The following is a 14,282-nucleotide window of genomic DNA, read 5'->3' as shown; positions in this document are numbered from 1 at the left end:
CCGCTGTGGAGCGGGCCGGCTACAAGCGTTGCTATGTGCCGCACACCCAGGCGCATAGCGGAACGCACACGAAGGATCGCCGCCGGCGCCTGTTCCACACGAAGCAGGACTCAAACACCGAAGCGCGGTGACGTGGTCACCCACGCCACCGCGCTGTTGTGCAAAATGACCAAATACCTACGGTCGGGTTCTCTTGTCGAGCCACCTCATCGTGCCCCACAGGGCCACTTGCGGCGCCACAGCCCCGCCGACGTCGTTGACGACAGCCAGGACCGACGTCGCGCAGTCCTCCCCTCGGTCACATGCGTCGATGGCGAGAACGGTCGAGGCACCGACTTGAGTGAAGGCACTGACCCTACTCACACCTGCAGCTATAGTGGCGCAAGGCGCAAAGTAGATAGCCGCACATCCAGCTGCAACAGCCGCGCCGCCCCAGTTCCCGATGCCAGCAATCTCATGGGTGATCTTCAGCGCGTTTTCGTAGTCTTTCCGAGTCCAATCCCCTGAGCCGCCGCAGCAGGTCAAAGGCTTTTTCGGCGCCGGAGTCTTCGACTTCTGCGCGGGACCCTTCGGTTTGACGAAACGGCGCTCATAGTGCTCGCAGGAGGCCTTGTTGTAGCAGACCTTCTTCATGTAGCGCTCTTCATCCTTCTTGTTGCAGGCGCGGATGCTTCCACCACACTTCGCCAGCGCATCGTCACGCTTCTTCTGCGCCGCCCGCTCCTTCTTGGCCTTGTCCCGGGCCGCCTTGGCCGCCGCTTTGGCCGCCGCCGCCTGGTTCTTGGCGCGGATGCGCTCCTTCCGGCGATCTTCCGCGCGCTTGCGGGCTGCATCCTGCCGCGCCTTCTTGGCGCGCACCTTGGCCGCCGCCGCCTGGTTGCGGGCCCGGATCCGCTCCTTGCGGGCCTGCTCCGCGCGGGCGCGCTTCTGGGCCGCCTCCCACTTTTTGCGCTTGGCCGCATCCGCCCTCTGCTTCGCGGCGCTGCCGTCACACTGCCTAGGGTTGGAGCACTTGTACTTCAACCCGTCCGGGTCGGAGTAGGTGACCGGCGAGTTGTTGGCGTACGGATACGGGTTCATCTGCTGCGGATCGGTGTCGTCCATGATCGGGTCGACCGAGATGAAGCGCCCGATGTCCGCGTCGTACTCGCGCGCCCCGAGATGGACCAGCCCGGTAGACGGATCCTTTGTCCCGCCGACGAAGCCACGCTCCGACGGCCAACCTACGGCGGTGCCGCGCGACTGCCCGAACGGGGTCTGGTACCGCCGGGTCACCGACAGGTCCGACGCCTTGATGGCGATGTTGGCGGTGCCCTGGTGGTCGGAGACCAGCCAGCTGAGCCCGGCCGCGCTGCGCACGGCGACGTTGCCGTAGTAGCGGGTCGACGAGACAGCCCCGCCGGTACCTTGATGGATCTCCAGTCCGTCGAGGTAGAGCGTGGTACCGGAGGGGTCGCGCCGGATCAACCGGTTGCCGTCGGCGTCGTAGAGGAACGAGGTGTCGCCGATACGCGCCAACTGCCCCTCCGCGTCCCAGCTGAGGTTCTGGCCCTGCCGGGTCAGCATGTTGCCGGCGCTGTCGTAGCTGTAGGTGTCGGTCTTGGCCACCCCGGGGCCAATGGTCGTCACCGACTTCAGGGTGTGCGGCTGCGCCGACCCCGCCGCAGGATAGGTGTACGCCCGGCTGGTGTCCCCGCCCGCCGCGTGCCGGACCTCGGACAGCCGGTTTCCGGTCTTGTCGTAGCTGAACGAGTGCCAGTACGGTGCGGGTCCGCCGAGCGCGGCCGCGGATCGGGCGTCGCCGCAGTCACCGGACGACGGTGTCCATGCCTCGGTCAGCCGGGTCAGATAGTCGTAGCCGAAGCACTGCTGGTCGCCGGAGACGGCATCTGAGCTGGACAGCACGTTGCCGACCGGGTCGTAGCGGTAGGTCAACGCCGACACGCCGGGATTGTCCTCGTCCTCTCGGTCCATCGTGGCCAGCTCCAGCCGGCCGGTCACCGGGTCGAACCCGAACCCGGACCAGACCTGGCGCCCCTGCGTGCCGTGCAGTGTGCCGACGACCCTGGCAAACTCGTCATACCAGGTGTCTGCGACGTATTTGTCCAATCCGGACAGGGTTTGCGGCTGGTCGAACAGGTTGTAGCCGTGGGTGAGGGTCTCGTTGGGCAGTCCCACCACCGCCGGCAGCCCGGTCCTGCTGAGCCGCCCGAACGCGTCGTAGGTCAGGCTGGTCGTGTACGTACCGGCCAGGCTCCCCTCCACGGCGGGAATGGTCACCTTCGAGCCCAGCGTACGGCCGGTTCCTTGCTGGTACCCGGTGACCTCGCTGGAGTAGACGCTGCCGTCGACGTAGCGCTGCGACGCCACCGGCAGCCCCTTGCCGTTGGGCAGGGTGTCGTACGTCCACGCGGCCAGCTTGGTCTGCCCGTTGAAGTGACCGGTCTTGCGGCCCAACGCGTCGTACGTGTTGGTCAGTGTGATGCCGCGCGAGTCGGTGCTGGAGATCTCCTGGTCCTCGTCGTCGTAGGTATGGGTGGTGACGCCGGAGTCCGGATCCTCGTCCCGGATCACCCGGCCGCGCAGGTCGTAGAAGTAGCGCCAGACGTTTCCGGCCGCGTCGGTCACGCTCGCCTGCTGCCTGGCCTTGTTGTAGGTGTACTTCGTCGCGTCGTAGCCACCGGCCGGCGAGGCGCCGTGGAACTGGCGCAGCTCGACGGTACGGCCCTCGAGGTCGAAGATCTCCATCGTCGGCGTACCGCCCGCAGGCGGGTCGGTCGCCGTCCAGTTCGGGCCGTACGACGTCGTGGTACGCCACTTCTCGACGCCACCCGACAAAAGGATTTCGTCGGTTTCGCGTCCGGCCGTGTCGAACAGGTAGCGCGTCTGCGCCACCACCTTTTCGTCGGCCGCCTTGAACAGAGCGGTCGCCGGGGTGGAGTTCTCGTTCCAGTAGTCGTCGTTGGTCCTCTCCACCCTGCCCTGGCTGTCGTAGAACACGTCGGTGATGACCCGTCCGCCGACCGGTGACGGGCTCTGCGTCTGGCGCAGCCGCAGGAAGCCGTCAAGAAGGTTGTGGCTGACCAGGTACGAGCCGTTGGACAGCAAGGTGCTGCTGCTGACGACCGAGGGCGCGTTGCCCCGTACCAGATAGGAGAACCTGGCAGACGGGGACTGGCCTGCCGCCTTGCTGCGTCCCGGAGCCCAGCCCGCGGTGAGCCGGCCCAGCGCGTCATAGGTCATGTCGGTGCGTACACCGTTGGCATCCGTCGTGGAGAGCACGGTGCCGAGCAGCGGGTCGATCGAGGTGGTGCTGGTGTGCCCGAGGGCGTTGGTCTCCGCGACCGCCGTCACCGGCCCACCCGTCTCCGGGGTGTAGGTGACCGTGCTCTTGTCACCGGACGGATCGGTCGACTCGACCGGCCGGCCGTGCACGTCGTACCGGAGGCTGCCGATCGGCACATACGTGCCGGGCTCGGACACCTCCTCCGACTTCGTCTGGTCTCCCTTGACCGGCGGCGTGGTGATGCTGGTCGCGCCGTCGTAGTAGTGGCGCTCGTCGCTGAGAAGGTCGCCGCTCGACGGCGTGACGGAGCAGCCCACGCTGACCGTCTCCATCCTGGCCACCGTGTCGATGATCCACGACGTCAGGTTCTGCGTGTACGACGTCCGGGCGCACGTGTCGTCATCGGGAGTGGACGTGTCCCCGCGATCGTCGGTCAGGATCACCCGGCCGTAGTCGTCGTAGGAGTAGACGGTCTCGGTCACCCAGACCCCGCCCGGATGCTTGGTGTACTCCCGCTCGGACCGCTCCTCGGTCAGGTACGCCTCCAGCGGCCCGACCGCCCGGTTGCGGCTGGCCGTCTTGCGGATCTCCAAGGGCTCCGAGATGGTCCTGCTGAGCCAGTCGGTCCCGTTGAAGGTCGTCACCTCGCGGGTGAAGCCACGCCGCACCGGCTTGTCCTCGACGCTGCCGCCCTGCGAGTCGCTGACCCACACGTCGCGCCGCGAACCGGTCGACAGCAGGTCGTTGTCCATGCCACGCAGGAACAGGTGCTCCTCCACCCGCTGCGGCCCGGCCAGCGGGTCGCCGTGTTTGACCCGGGTGCGCTGGTAGCCACGGAACTGGCCCCACGACCTGAACCGGGCCGGGGTCAACTCGCCATCGTCGTGGGCCCACCCGGCGCCGCCGAGGTACTCGTACTCGGTGACCTCCGGGGCGTTGCCGCTACCGGTCAGGTCCCGCTCGACCACCCTGGAGACGACGTTCTTGTGGAACCAGTCGAGTGTCGGCTCGGTGGAACCACCCATCAGCCAGTACCCCGGATAGCAGGCCATGACGTTGTTGTCGGGCGTGGGCAGGCTGGTCCGCTGGCACTCCTGCTCGGCGTACGTGACCTCGATCCGGCCACCGGTCTCGTTGGTTATCGCGTTGAGCCGCCACTTGGCGAACGGGCGTGCCATGTCGAGCCCGTCGACCCGGTTGTCGAGCAGTTCCCCGTCGAACTGCACGGGCGGCATGGTCACCGTCCCGCCGGCGTGGCCAGCCTGGACGATCGACTCCAGCCACAACCCCGGATCGGTGCCGTCGCCGTTAGCCGGAAACTCGTGGTTGAGCGTCCACGACGCCACATCCCGGTATCCGGCGTTGTGGTAGACCTGCGTCGTAATCTTCGCCAGCCGCTTGGCTGTCCAGAACGTCGGTGTCGGGACTAGGCAGCTCGTGCTCGTGCACTGCTGGTCGAACGGCACGTCGGGGAAGTTCTGCGGGTGGGTGGCGGGGTCGCAGACGGCGCCGGGAATGCAGCGCGGCGCGGGGGTGAACAACACCCGCCCCGCCGCGGGCGCGGTCGAGCCGTCGCGGAAGCCGTACTCGATCCGGTTCAGATGCCCCGACCGTACGTACTGGGCCCGGCTGTAGTAGTTGGTCTCGGTGTCGTAGTAGTACGCCATGGCGTCGCCGTGGGTGTCCACGACGTAGTCGAGGTTCCACCGGTACGCCTGGGTGCACCACGCGTTGGCGAAGGCCGCCTGGTGGCACGGCTCCCCGGCGTCATCGCCGAAGACCGGGACGGTCCACGCCGACTTCGCCGCCGCCGAACGGCCGAAGAAGTACTGGGTGCCGTCTGGTGAGGTCAGCCGCCAGTACTCGCCGTCGTTGTCGCCGTTCGAGGCTCCGGTGAGCAGTTCCACCCGCCAGCCGCTGTCCTCCTCCGATCGCCACACGCCGGTCGCGTCATCCCGGACCAGTTCACCGGTGATGCCGGGCAGCGCGACGGTCGCGTTCTGGGAGGCGAAGCACAACTCCTGCGAGGTCGCCTGCCCGTCCTCCTTGCAGGACTGGTACGAGCGCTCGATGAACCCCGCCTGCGAGTCGAAGCCCTCACCGATGATCGACGGCTGGTTGTTCGTCGCGGCCATCCGCCCGTCGACGCTGCCGGAGGAGTAGCCGAGGCCCAGGTCGGGGGTCAAGCCAGGGAGGTCGGGCACCCCGATCGGGTACGACCAGCCGAAGTCGCCGGAGTTCAACCCGACCTGCCAGCTCAACGACGGCGACAGGGTGGTGGCCTGGAAACTACCGTTGGGACCGCTGGCGGCGGCGGTCACCGCGAACAGGCTCGCCTCGGCCAGCCCCGGCTCGTCGGCCGCGCGCAGCCCACTCGGCAGTCGGGACCTGCCCGGCAGCGGCAGCTCCGCCCGCAGCCTTCCGCCCTTCAGATCGTTGCGGGCCGGGAACACCTTGCCGTCGTAGACCCGCACGATCTGTAGGCGCGAGGCCCAGTCGCCGCCGTAGGCGTGTCTCAGCCCGCCGTAGTCGACCTCGACGGACGCAACTTTTGCCTCGTCGCTCGATACCCGCAGCAGCAGGCCCTTCACTCCGGCCCGGGTGGCGGCGGCCCGGTCGAGCACCTCCGCCCGTACCCCGGAAGGAGCGGCGACCGTGGCCTGCCAGCTCGCGCCCGGCGAGGTGCGCAGGAACGTGGCCTCCTCACGCCCGGGCTTGTGCCCACTGGTCGGCGCGGCGTTGGCGCCCGGTACCGAGGCCGGCTTGGCCCGGTCAGGTCGACGTGGACGATCGGGCTCCGCCTGCGCCGGTGTGGCGGTCAGCAGGGTCGCTGCCATCGCCACCGCAGTCGCTGCCGCCACAACCGCTCGCCATCGTGTTACTGGTTCTGTCATGCGCGCAGGATCGGTCAGCGCCGCACGCCTGTGCGCATTTCGGAGCGCACACCGCCCCGGTGCCCCGGTGCCAACCCCGCGAGCAGTGCGGCACCGGACCGGGCCCGAGCCGTACCCGCGGATCCCCGCGCAGGATCGCCTCGTACAGCGCCGTCAGCAGCGGGCTTGGCCGCGCGTTGAGGTCGCTGGCCAGGTACCCGCAGGCGCGCCGGAACGCGTCGACGGCCGCCGCGACATCGCCGCTGCGGCTACATGCCACCATGAGCTGGCCCCAGGCCCGCTCGCGGTATGGCTGGCGGCTGACGAAGTCTTGCAACAGCAGGCGGGCGCGATCCGGCTCACCGGCCTCGATCAGCAGTTCGGCGGAATCCTCCACGGCGGACTGCCACTGGACGAGCAGGGCCTGGGCGTAGCCGAAAAGGGCCGGCCCCTGCGCTACGTCGAGCATCGGAGCACCGCGGTACAGCGAAACCGCATCGGCGAGAAGCCTGAGCGCCGAGGCCGGGTCGCCGCGGCGCCGCGCACCGCGACCATCATCGATCATGGTCTGGAATCGCAGGGCGTCGACGTTACCGCCGATGGTCAAGGACCAGCCAGAGCTGGCCTGGAACAGCTGACCGCCCAGATCCATCGACCACAGCCGCAACTCCGCCAGGTAGCTGCGAAAGTTCGAGGCAGCCGAGGCAGGCACGGCGTCACCCCACAGTTCGGTATAGGCTGTCGCCCGCCGAAGCACTCGGTCCCGGTAGAGCAGCAGCATCGCCAGGAGTGTGCGCGCCTTCCCGGTGGGAATCGACACCAGGCGACCTCGCTGCCACACCTCCATCGGACCCAGCAGGTTCACCGTCAACTGCTCCATAGCCGGAGATCGTCACGGCGCCGGTCGCGGCCTGTCCAGCGTCCCGAACGGACGCGAACAAACCCGAACGGCTGGAGCCCCGGTTTCGGCGGCCGCAGCCTGGTCGGGGCTACCGGTCGCGGTCCCGGGACGGCTGTACCCGCTTCGGCTCCCCCGGCATCTTCGGATGGTCCGGCGGGTACGGCAGATCCCCGCCCGCGCCGTCCCGGTCGTCCCGGTCGGCCCACTCCAGCAGCGGGGTGATGTCCCACGGGGCGTCGTCGATGCCGGCGTGCGGATCGCCGATCCTCGCCACCCGCTCCGGTACCGTCTTCAGGTCGAAGTCGTCCGGCTCCACGTCCGGCAGCTCGTCCCAGGTGACCGGGGTGGAGACGGTGGCCCGGGCATTGGCCCGCAGCGAGTAGGCGCAGGCGATCGTCCGGTCCCGGGCCATCTGGTTGTAGTCGATGAAGACCTTCTCGCCGCGCTGCTCCTTCCACCAGGAGGTGGTGACCAGGTCGGGGCGGCGCCGCTCGACCTCCCGGGCGAACGCGATCACCGCCCGGCGCACCTCGGTGAAGGTCCACCGGGGCGCGATCCGCAGATAGACGTGCACGCCCCGGCCGCCGGAGGTCTTCGGCCAGCCGGTCGCGCCCAGCTCGTCCAGCAGCCCGCGCACCTCGCCGGCCGCCTCCACCGCGTCGGCGAAGTCGGTGCCGGGCTGCGGGTCGAGGTCGATCCGCAGCTCGTCGGGGCGGTCGACGTCGGTGCCCCGGACCGGCCAGGGATGGAAGACCACCGTGCTCATCTGGGCCGCCCAGGCGACGTGCGCCAGGTCGGCCGGGCAGAGCTCGTCGGCGCTCCGGCCGCTCGGAAACTGGATCTTCGCGGTCTGGATCCAGGGCGGTACGCCCCGCGCCGGCACCCGCTTCTGGTAGAACATCTCCCCCTCGATGCCCTCCGGGAAGCGCTGCAACGCCGTCGGTCGGTTGCCCAGGGCGCGCATGATCCCGTCGCCGACCGCGAGGTAGTAGTCGAACATGTCCTTCTTGGTGAACCCGCGACGGGGGAAGTAGACCCGGTCCGGGCTGCTCAGCCGTACCGTGTGCCCGGCCACCTCGACCTCGACGGGCTTCGCCTTCGCGCTGCCACCAGCCATGCGCCGACCCTATGCCACCGGTCCGACACGGGTGACCCGACACGGAGACGCCGCCCGCCACCACGGCCGGACAGCCGGCACGGCCGCTCAGGACAGGGGTCGCGCCTCCCGCTCCCGGCTGCCGTGCCGGTGTGCCTCCCAGACCTGGCAGATCAGCACGAGCTTCTGCTCGAACCGGGGATCCCGGTCCAGCAGACCGCCGTCGTAGGGGGCGGGCAGCCGCAGCGGCCCGGCATCGCCGAGGTAGACGGCGACGACGGTACGACCCCGGCGGCGCTCCGCCCGGACGTCGACCACCCGCGGCCAGGCCACGAAGGCGTACCCCCCGTACGCCCGGCCCCGCAGCCCCGCATCGTCCAGCCGAACCCGGGCCCGGAGCCGGTCGGCGGCGCCGCAGAGCATCCCGAGCGGCAGCGGGGCCAGCACGGCGGCCCAGGCCAGTTCGGAGAGTTCCCGGTGCCCGGGCAGCGTGCTGACGATCACGATCACGGCACCACTGCCCAGACCGCCCCAGCGCAGCCCCCGGACCACCGCCTGCCGCCAGGTCAGCCGGAACTCGGCCAGCACCGGCCGGTGCTCGCGTCGCCGTCGCTCTCCCCCCGGCCCGGTGGCCGCCCGCATGTCCTGTCAACGACTCGGTCGCCGGGCGGTGATTAACCAGTTGTTTCTCGCTGTTTTCCGACGAATCTGCGGTGCTCGGCCGCCCCGACGAGGCGCTTAGCCGCCCGACGATCTCCGCCGTACCGTTGGGGTATGGCTGACAACAGTGTCCGGGACGACCAGGCAGGCAAGCTGCCCAGCACCGAGGAGGAGTGGCGGGTCCGGCTCACTCCGGAGGAGTTCAGGGTGCTCCGCCAGGCGGGCACGGAACGCGCGTGGACCGGCGAGTACGTGGACACCAAGACCGCCGGCACCTACCACTGCCGGGCCTGCGGGGCGGAACTCTTCTCCAGCGACACCAAGTTCGACTCGCACTGCGGCTGGCCGAGCTTCGACCAGGCACTGCCCGGCGCGATCCGCTACCTGGAGGACCGCTCGCTCGGCATGGTCCGGATCGAGGTGCGCTGCGCCACCTGCGACTCCCACCTCGGGCACCGCTTCGACGGCGAGGGCTTCACCCCGACGAACGCCCGGTACTGCATCAACTCGATCTCGATGCGCCTCGACCCGTCAGCCACGTAGAATCACCGCAGATGCGGTGAAACGGGGGAATTCGACATGGCGACCTGCGAGGTCTGCGGCAACGACTACTGGATGGCGTTCGAGGTCCGCACCACCAGCGGGGACGTGCACACCTTCGACTCGTTCGAGTGCGCGGCGCACAAGCTCGCCCCGGTCTGCGAGCACTGCGGCATCCGGATCATGGGGCACGGTGTCGAGGTCTCCGGCCGGTTCTTCTGCTGCGGGCACTGCGCCCGGGTCGTCGAGGGCGAGCGCGGGGCGGAGATCCGGGACGCTGTCGGCGCCCGCCCGGCCTGACGCTCCACCCGGCTCTTGACGCCGCCGGATCTCCCCGGCGACGGTCCGCGCCGGTGCCGGCCTACCATCGCGGGATGCAGCAGTCGCAGACGCCACCGCGCCAGGCGGATCCCGCGGAGCGGGTCGAGCTCCGGGTCGCCTCGTTCGCCGACCTCGACACCCGGACCCTGCACGACCTGCTGAAGCTGCGGGTCGACGTCTTCGTGGTCGAGCAGGACTGCGCCTATCCCGAACTCGACGGCCGGGACGTCGAGCCGGGCACCCGGCACCTGTGGCTGGCCGAGGGCGGCGTGCCGATCGCGTACCTGCGACTGCTCGCCGACCCGGGCGGGGTGGAGCGGATCGGCCGGGTGGTGGTGGCCCGGCAGGCCCGGGGCGGCGGGTACGCCGGACGCCTGATGACCGAGGCGCTGGCCGTGGTCGGCTCCCGGCCCTGCGTACTCGACGCCCAGTCGCACCTGGTCGACTTCTACGCCCGCTACGGCTTCACCGTGAGCGGCCCGGAGTACGTCGAGGACGGCATCCCGCACGTGCCGATGCGCCGCGACCCGGCGGACCGGGCCGAGGCGGCGGACTAGTCTGCCTGGCCAGCCCAGACCGGCGGTTCGGATGGAACTGCCCGCCGATCGCGGGCATTCGCGGGGTTTGTGCCGGGCGGGGTTGCTGGCCCGACCGGGCCACCTCTAGCCTCCCGATCACCGCCGTGGAGATCTTGCCCCGGCGCCTTTCTACGTAACCCCATGGAAGGTGTACATGCGCCCCCTCCTGCCCTTGGCCCGGATCGGCGTGGCCGTCACCGTGGTCGCCCTGACCACGGTCGCCGCCGCCATGCCGGCCGGTGCCCAGGAGCCCGAGTCACCGTACGCCGCCGCGTACCCGTCGCTGCCGGCCGTCGTCAACGTCGCCCAGAACGCGACCAAGCCCAAGCCGGTCAAGCTCACCATCGACAACTACTCGCGCGTCGCCGCCCGCAACGTCTCGGTGAAGGTCGACGTCTCCGGGCTGCCCGCCGCCATCACCGCCACGCTGCCCGGCACCGACCAGGGCTGCACCGTCTCCGGCGCGGTGGCCACCTGCACGCTCGCGGAACTCGCGGCCGGCACGACGCACACCTACACCATCGGGATCGCACCCGGAAACCTCGACGAGACCCCGTGGGGCGGCACCATCACCGCGACCTCCAGCGCGGAGAACACCATGGGCGAGGCCAGCACGGATAGCATCGTCCACGTCAGCGGCCCCGGCATCGACCTGGTGATCGGCCGGATCGCCGACGTCGAACTGAAGGCCGGCGCCTCGACCAACGTGCCGATCTCGGCCCGCAACGAGGGCACCGTCGCCGCCGACGCGGTCGCCGTGGTGATCAGCACCACCCACTACCTGGAACTGCCCAACCCGTACGAGAACTGCCTGTACAGCCGGGACGACCTCGCCCTGACCTGCATTGTGGACGGAGCGCTCGGCCCGGACGAGACCTTCGAGATCGATCCCGCGACGCCGCTGCGGCTCAAGGTGGCCGACAAGGCGGCCGGCCCGGACACCTACGGGGCCTGGGCCGCCGTGCTGCCGCTGACCGACGAGGAGGCCGAGCAGCGGCTCAGCCAGGCGGGCAACAAGTCGAGCGGCAAGCGGCTCCGGCTGGTCCCGACCAGCAAGGCGCTGCGGGCCCCGGCGGAGGACCTGAACCACGACGACAACGAGACCGCGTTCACCGTGAAGGTGCCGCTGCACGAGGCGGACAGTGTCGCGATCGGGGCGACCGTCGACGGTGCGGTCGACGAGACCAGGTCGATCCGGGTCGGCATCCGCAACGACGGCCCGGCGAACACCCTCACCCCGGGTGAGGAGTGGTCGTCGTCGGCCGAGGTGGTCCTGCCGGCCGGCCTGTCGGTGCTCAAGGTCGACGAGCAGTGCGAGCCGAACACCGCCAACCCGAACGGTGCGGACCGGCGAGGAGTGGTGGACGGCCTGTCGTACCACTGCTGGCCGTCGGAGCAGCTCCAGTCGGGTAAGACCTGGCTCTTCGACTTTACGGTCAAGATTGCCGGCGAGCCCGGGGCGGCCGGCTCGATCGTCGTCGACGGCGGCGTGCAGGACAAGAACGCCGGCAACAACACCGCGCCGATCACCCTGGAGACCGGTGGTGCCGGCGGTGGCCTGCCGGTGACCGGTGCCCGGGCCGGACTGGTCGCGCTCGGCGGTGTGCTGCTGCTCGCCGCCGGTGTGCTCGGCGTCGTCGTGGCCCGGCGCCGCCGGATCGTCACGGTCGTCGACTGACGCTCTCAGGAACGGAAGGAGTAGGGGGCAGCGGCGCGACGCCGTTGCCCCCTACTCCCCTCCGACCAGGTGCTGCCCGGCTGCGGTCGGGTCCGGAGCCGACGACCCGGCAGCACCGACGGCAGGGCGGCGCGTTCGCGTCACGGCAGCGCGTTGACCAGTTCGCCGATGCTCCGGCGCCGGCCGGTGAAGAACGGCACCTCCTCGCGGACGTGCCGGCGGGCCCGGGAGGCGCGCAGGTCGCGCATCAGGTCGACGATCCGGTGCAGTTCGTCGGCCTCGAAGGCGAGCAGCCACTCGTAGTCGCCGAGCGCGAACGAGGCGACCGTGTTGGCCCGGACGTCCGGATAGCCGCGGGCCATCATGCCGTGCTCGGCCAGCATCTCCCGGCGCTCGGCGTCGGGCAGCAGATACCACTCGTAGGAGCGGACGAACGGGTAGACGCAGACGTAACCCCGGGCCGGCTCGCCGGCCAGGAACGCCGGTACGTGGCTCTTGTTGAACTCCGCCGGCCGGTGCAGCGCCATCTGCGACCAGACCGGCGCCAACTGCCGGCCGAGCGCGGTACGCCGCAGCCGCCCGTACGCGTCCTGGAGCGCGTCGCTGGACGACGAGTGCCACCAGATCAGCAGGTCCGCGTCGGCGCGCAGCCCGGAGACGTCGTAGCTGCCCCGGACCACCACGTCCTTGCCGGCCAGCTCCTCGAAGAGCGACTCGACCTCGGCCGCGATGCCGTCCCGGGCCTCCGGCAGCGGGCCGGTCGCCCGGAACACCGACCACATGGTGTAGCGGATGCTCTCGTTCAGCTCCCGCAGCCGGGCCGCGTTGCTCTGCTCCGCGCCGCCCCGCTGCTCCGCGCCACCCGTCTGTTCCACAGTCATGCCCTCGATACTCCCAGCACCTTGATGATCTCCTCGGCCGCGGTCTCGCCGGAGCGTACGCAGACCGGAATCCCCACCCCGTCGTAGCCGGCGCCGGCCAGCGCCAGGGTCGGGTGTGCGGTCCGCAGCGCGGCCCGGGCCGCGGCCACCCGGTCCAGGTGGCCGGGGGCGTACTGGGGCAGCGCGCCGCCCCACCGCTGCACGTGGCTGTCGACCGGTTCGGGCAGTTCCGCGCCGAGCAGCCCGGACAGCTCCCGGTGCACCGCCGAGACCAGTTCGTCGTCGGCGCGTTGCAGCAGGTGTTCCTCGCCGTGCCGGCCGACCGAGGCGCGCAGCAGCAGCGTGCCGTCCGGGCGGCGCAGGTGCGCCCACTTGCTGGTGAAGAAGGTGGCCGCCTTGACCAGGGTCCCCTCGGTCGCCGGCACCAGGAACCCGGACAGGTCCCCCGGCACCGCGCCGCGGTCACTCGCCGCCGCCCCGTCGGGCGGGCCGGGTAGGGCGAGACTGACCAGCGCCACGCTGGCGTAGTCGAGCCGGCCGACCAGCGCACCGACCGCCACGTCGACCCCGCCGAGCAGCCGGGCGGCGGGCCGGGCCGGCAGGGCCAGCACCACCGCGTCGACCTCGGCCAGTTCCGGGTCGCGGGTCGGGCCGATCACCAGGCGCCAGCCGCCCGGGACCGGCAGCAGCTCCCGGACCGCCGCGTTCAGCCTGATCTCGGCCCGGGCCGCCTCGGCGGCGGCGGCCACCAGCCGGCTCACCCCGCCGTTCACGGTCGCGAAGACGGGAGTACCGGCCGGCCGGGGCGCGGCGGCCATCGCCGCCCGGACCGCCCCGGTCAGGGTCGGCTCGACGCGTGCCGCCCGGGCCAGCCCGGGCATGGTGGCGGCCAGCGACAGCTCGTCGGCGCGGCCGGCGTACACCCCGCCGAGCATCGGGTCGACGAGCCGGTCCACCACCTCGTCGCCGAGCCGCCGCCGGACCAGCTCGCCGACCGTCGGGTCCTCGTCCGGGCCGAGCAGCGGGCAGCCCCCGTCGGCGTCCCGCTCCGCCGCCGGCCGGGCCACCGGAGCCACCGCGGCCAGGTCACCGGGTACTCCGACCAGGGTGCCCGGGGGCATCGGCCGCAGCTCGCCACCGATCGCCAGTGCGGCCCGCCCGATCGCCGGGTGCACCAGCGCGTCGGCCAGCCCCACTCGGCGGGCCAGGGCGACCGCCGCCGAGTCCCCGCCGGCCGGGTCCCGGGTCAGGAACGCCTCGGCGCCGAACTCGACAGTCGCTCCGGCCAGCGACCCGGTACGCAGCTTGCCGCCGAGCGCGCCGGACTGCTCGTACACGGTGATCTCGGTGTCGGCGGGGAGCCGGTCCCGCAGCCGGAGCGCGGCGGCCAGCCCGGTGATCCCGCCGCCGACCACGGCGATCCGCGGCCCGCCGGACCGTGTCGTGTCGTTCACCCCGGTGCCCGCCT

General features: G+C 70.9%; 10 protein-coding genes. 4 read left to right on the top strand and 6 right to left on the bottom strand.

Going from position 1 to position 14,282, the window contains the following annotated elements; all coding sequences use genetic code 11:
• Positions 1-177: 177 nt before the first annotated feature.
• The 4 genes from ACSMXO_RS10150 to ACSMXO_RS10135 all read right to left on the bottom strand — a co-directional run bounded on the left by ACSMXO_RS10150 (position 178) and on the right by ACSMXO_RS10135 (position 8,744).
• Positions 178-6,123 carry an RHS repeat-associated core domain-containing protein gene (locus ACSMXO_RS10150; protein WP_455417484.1) on the bottom strand — a complete coding sequence of 1,982 codons (5,946 nt, stop codon included), beginning with the start codon at positions 6,121-6,123 and terminating at the stop codon, positions 178-180.
• Positions 6,059-7,039 carry an AfsR/SARP family transcriptional regulator gene (locus tag ACSMXO_RS10145; RefSeq protein ID WP_455417483.1) on the bottom strand — a complete coding sequence of 327 codons (981 nt, stop codon included), beginning with the start codon at positions 7,037-7,039 and terminating at the stop codon, positions 6,059-6,061. The genes ACSMXO_RS10150 and ACSMXO_RS10145 overlap by 65 nt, the downstream gene beginning before the upstream one ends.
• A gap of 109 nt (positions 7,040-7,148) precedes the next feature.
• Entirely contained in the window at positions 7,149-8,177 is a 1,029-nt protein-coding gene (ligD, locus tag ACSMXO_RS10140; protein WP_346259582.1) for a non-homologous end-joining DNA ligase, read from the bottom strand.
• A gap of 87 nt (positions 8,178-8,264) precedes the next feature.
• Entirely contained in the window at positions 8,265-8,744 is a 480-nt protein-coding gene (locus ACSMXO_RS10135; protein WP_346259583.1) for a hypothetical protein, read from the bottom strand.
• A gap of 186 nt (positions 8,745-8,930) precedes the next feature.
• Between ACSMXO_RS10135 and msrB the strand changes: the two genes are divergently transcribed.
• The 4 genes from msrB to ACSMXO_RS10115 all read left to right on the top strand — a co-directional run bounded on the left by msrB (position 8,931) and on the right by ACSMXO_RS10115 (position 11,933).
• Positions 8,931-9,359 carry a peptide-methionine (R)-S-oxide reductase MsrB gene (gene msrB, locus ACSMXO_RS10130; protein WP_455417482.1) on the top strand — a complete coding sequence of 143 codons (429 nt, stop codon included), beginning with the start codon at positions 8,931-8,933 and terminating at the stop codon, positions 9,357-9,359.
• Between the two features lie 36 nt (positions 9,360-9,395).
• The gene (locus tag ACSMXO_RS10125) at positions 9,396-9,656 is read left to right on the top strand and encodes a Prokaryotic metallothionein (RefSeq protein WP_318395121.1); all 261 of its coding nucleotides are present in this window, start codon (positions 9,396-9,398) and stop codon (positions 9,654-9,656) included.
• A gap of 74 nt (positions 9,657-9,730) precedes the next feature.
• Entirely contained in the window at positions 9,731-10,234 is a 504-nt protein-coding gene (locus ACSMXO_RS10120; RefSeq protein ID WP_455417481.1) for a GNAT family N-acetyltransferase, read from the top strand.
• A 175-nt stretch (positions 10,235-10,409) separates the two neighbouring features.
• Positions 10,410-11,933 (top strand): hypothetical protein, encoded by a 1,524-nt coding sequence (locus ACSMXO_RS10115; protein ID WP_455417480.1) that lies wholly within the window; start codon positions 10,410-10,412, stop codon positions 11,931-11,933.
• 140 nt (positions 11,934-12,073) lie between these two features.
• On the opposite strand, the gene hemQ is transcribed toward ACSMXO_RS10115, so the two are convergent.
• Positions 12,074-12,814, bottom strand: a complete 741-nt coding sequence (hemQ, locus tag ACSMXO_RS10110) for a hydrogen peroxide-dependent heme synthase (protein WP_455417479.1) — start codon at positions 12,812-12,814, stop codon at positions 12,074-12,076.
• On the bottom strand, positions 12,811-14,268 hold the full coding sequence (gene hemG / locus ACSMXO_RS10105; RefSeq protein ID WP_455417478.1) for a protoporphyrinogen oxidase: 1,458 nt from the start codon (positions 14,266-14,268) through the stop codon (positions 12,811-12,813). Before hemG ends, hemQ begins: the two co-directional genes overlap by 4 nt.
• Positions 14,269-14,282: the final 14 nt, after the last annotated feature.

It is taken from the genome of Plantactinospora sp. DSM 117369 (assembly GCF_053764795.1).
Note: the sequence above shows the minus strand (reverse complement) of the source record. Positions and strands in the feature narration are given on the sequence as shown.

Bases quoted from the DNA above. Each gene is read 5' to 3' on its own strand.
- ACSMXO_RS10115 (WP_455417480.1), top strand. From the start codon at position 10,410: ATGCGCCCCCTCCTGCCCTTGGCCCGGATCGGCGTGGCCGTCACCGTG.
- msrB (WP_455417482.1), top strand. From the start codon at position 8,931: ATGGCTGACAACAGTGTCCGGGACGACCAGGCAGGCAAGCTGCCCAGC.
- ACSMXO_RS10120 (WP_455417481.1), top strand. From the start codon at position 9,731: ATGCAGCAGTCGCAGACGCCACCGCGCCAGGCGGATCCCGCGGAGCGG.
- hemQ (WP_455417479.1), bottom strand. From the start codon at position 12,814: ATGACTGTGGAACAGACGGGTGGCGCGGAGCAGCGGGGCGGCGCGGAG.
- ACSMXO_RS10145 (WP_455417483.1), bottom strand. From the start codon at position 7,039: ATGGAGCAGTTGACGGTGAACCTGCTGGGTCCGATGGAGGTGTGGCAG.
- ligD (WP_346259582.1), bottom strand. From the start codon at position 8,177: ATGGCTGGTGGCAGCGCGAAGGCGAAGCCCGTCGAGGTCGAGGTGGCC.
- ACSMXO_RS10150 (WP_455417484.1), bottom strand. From the start codon at position 6,123: ATGGCAGCGACCCTGCTGACCGCCACACCGGCGCAGGCGGAGCCCGAT.
- ACSMXO_RS10125 (WP_318395121.1), top strand. From the start codon at position 9,396: ATGGCGACCTGCGAGGTCTGCGGCAACGACTACTGGATGGCGTTCGAG.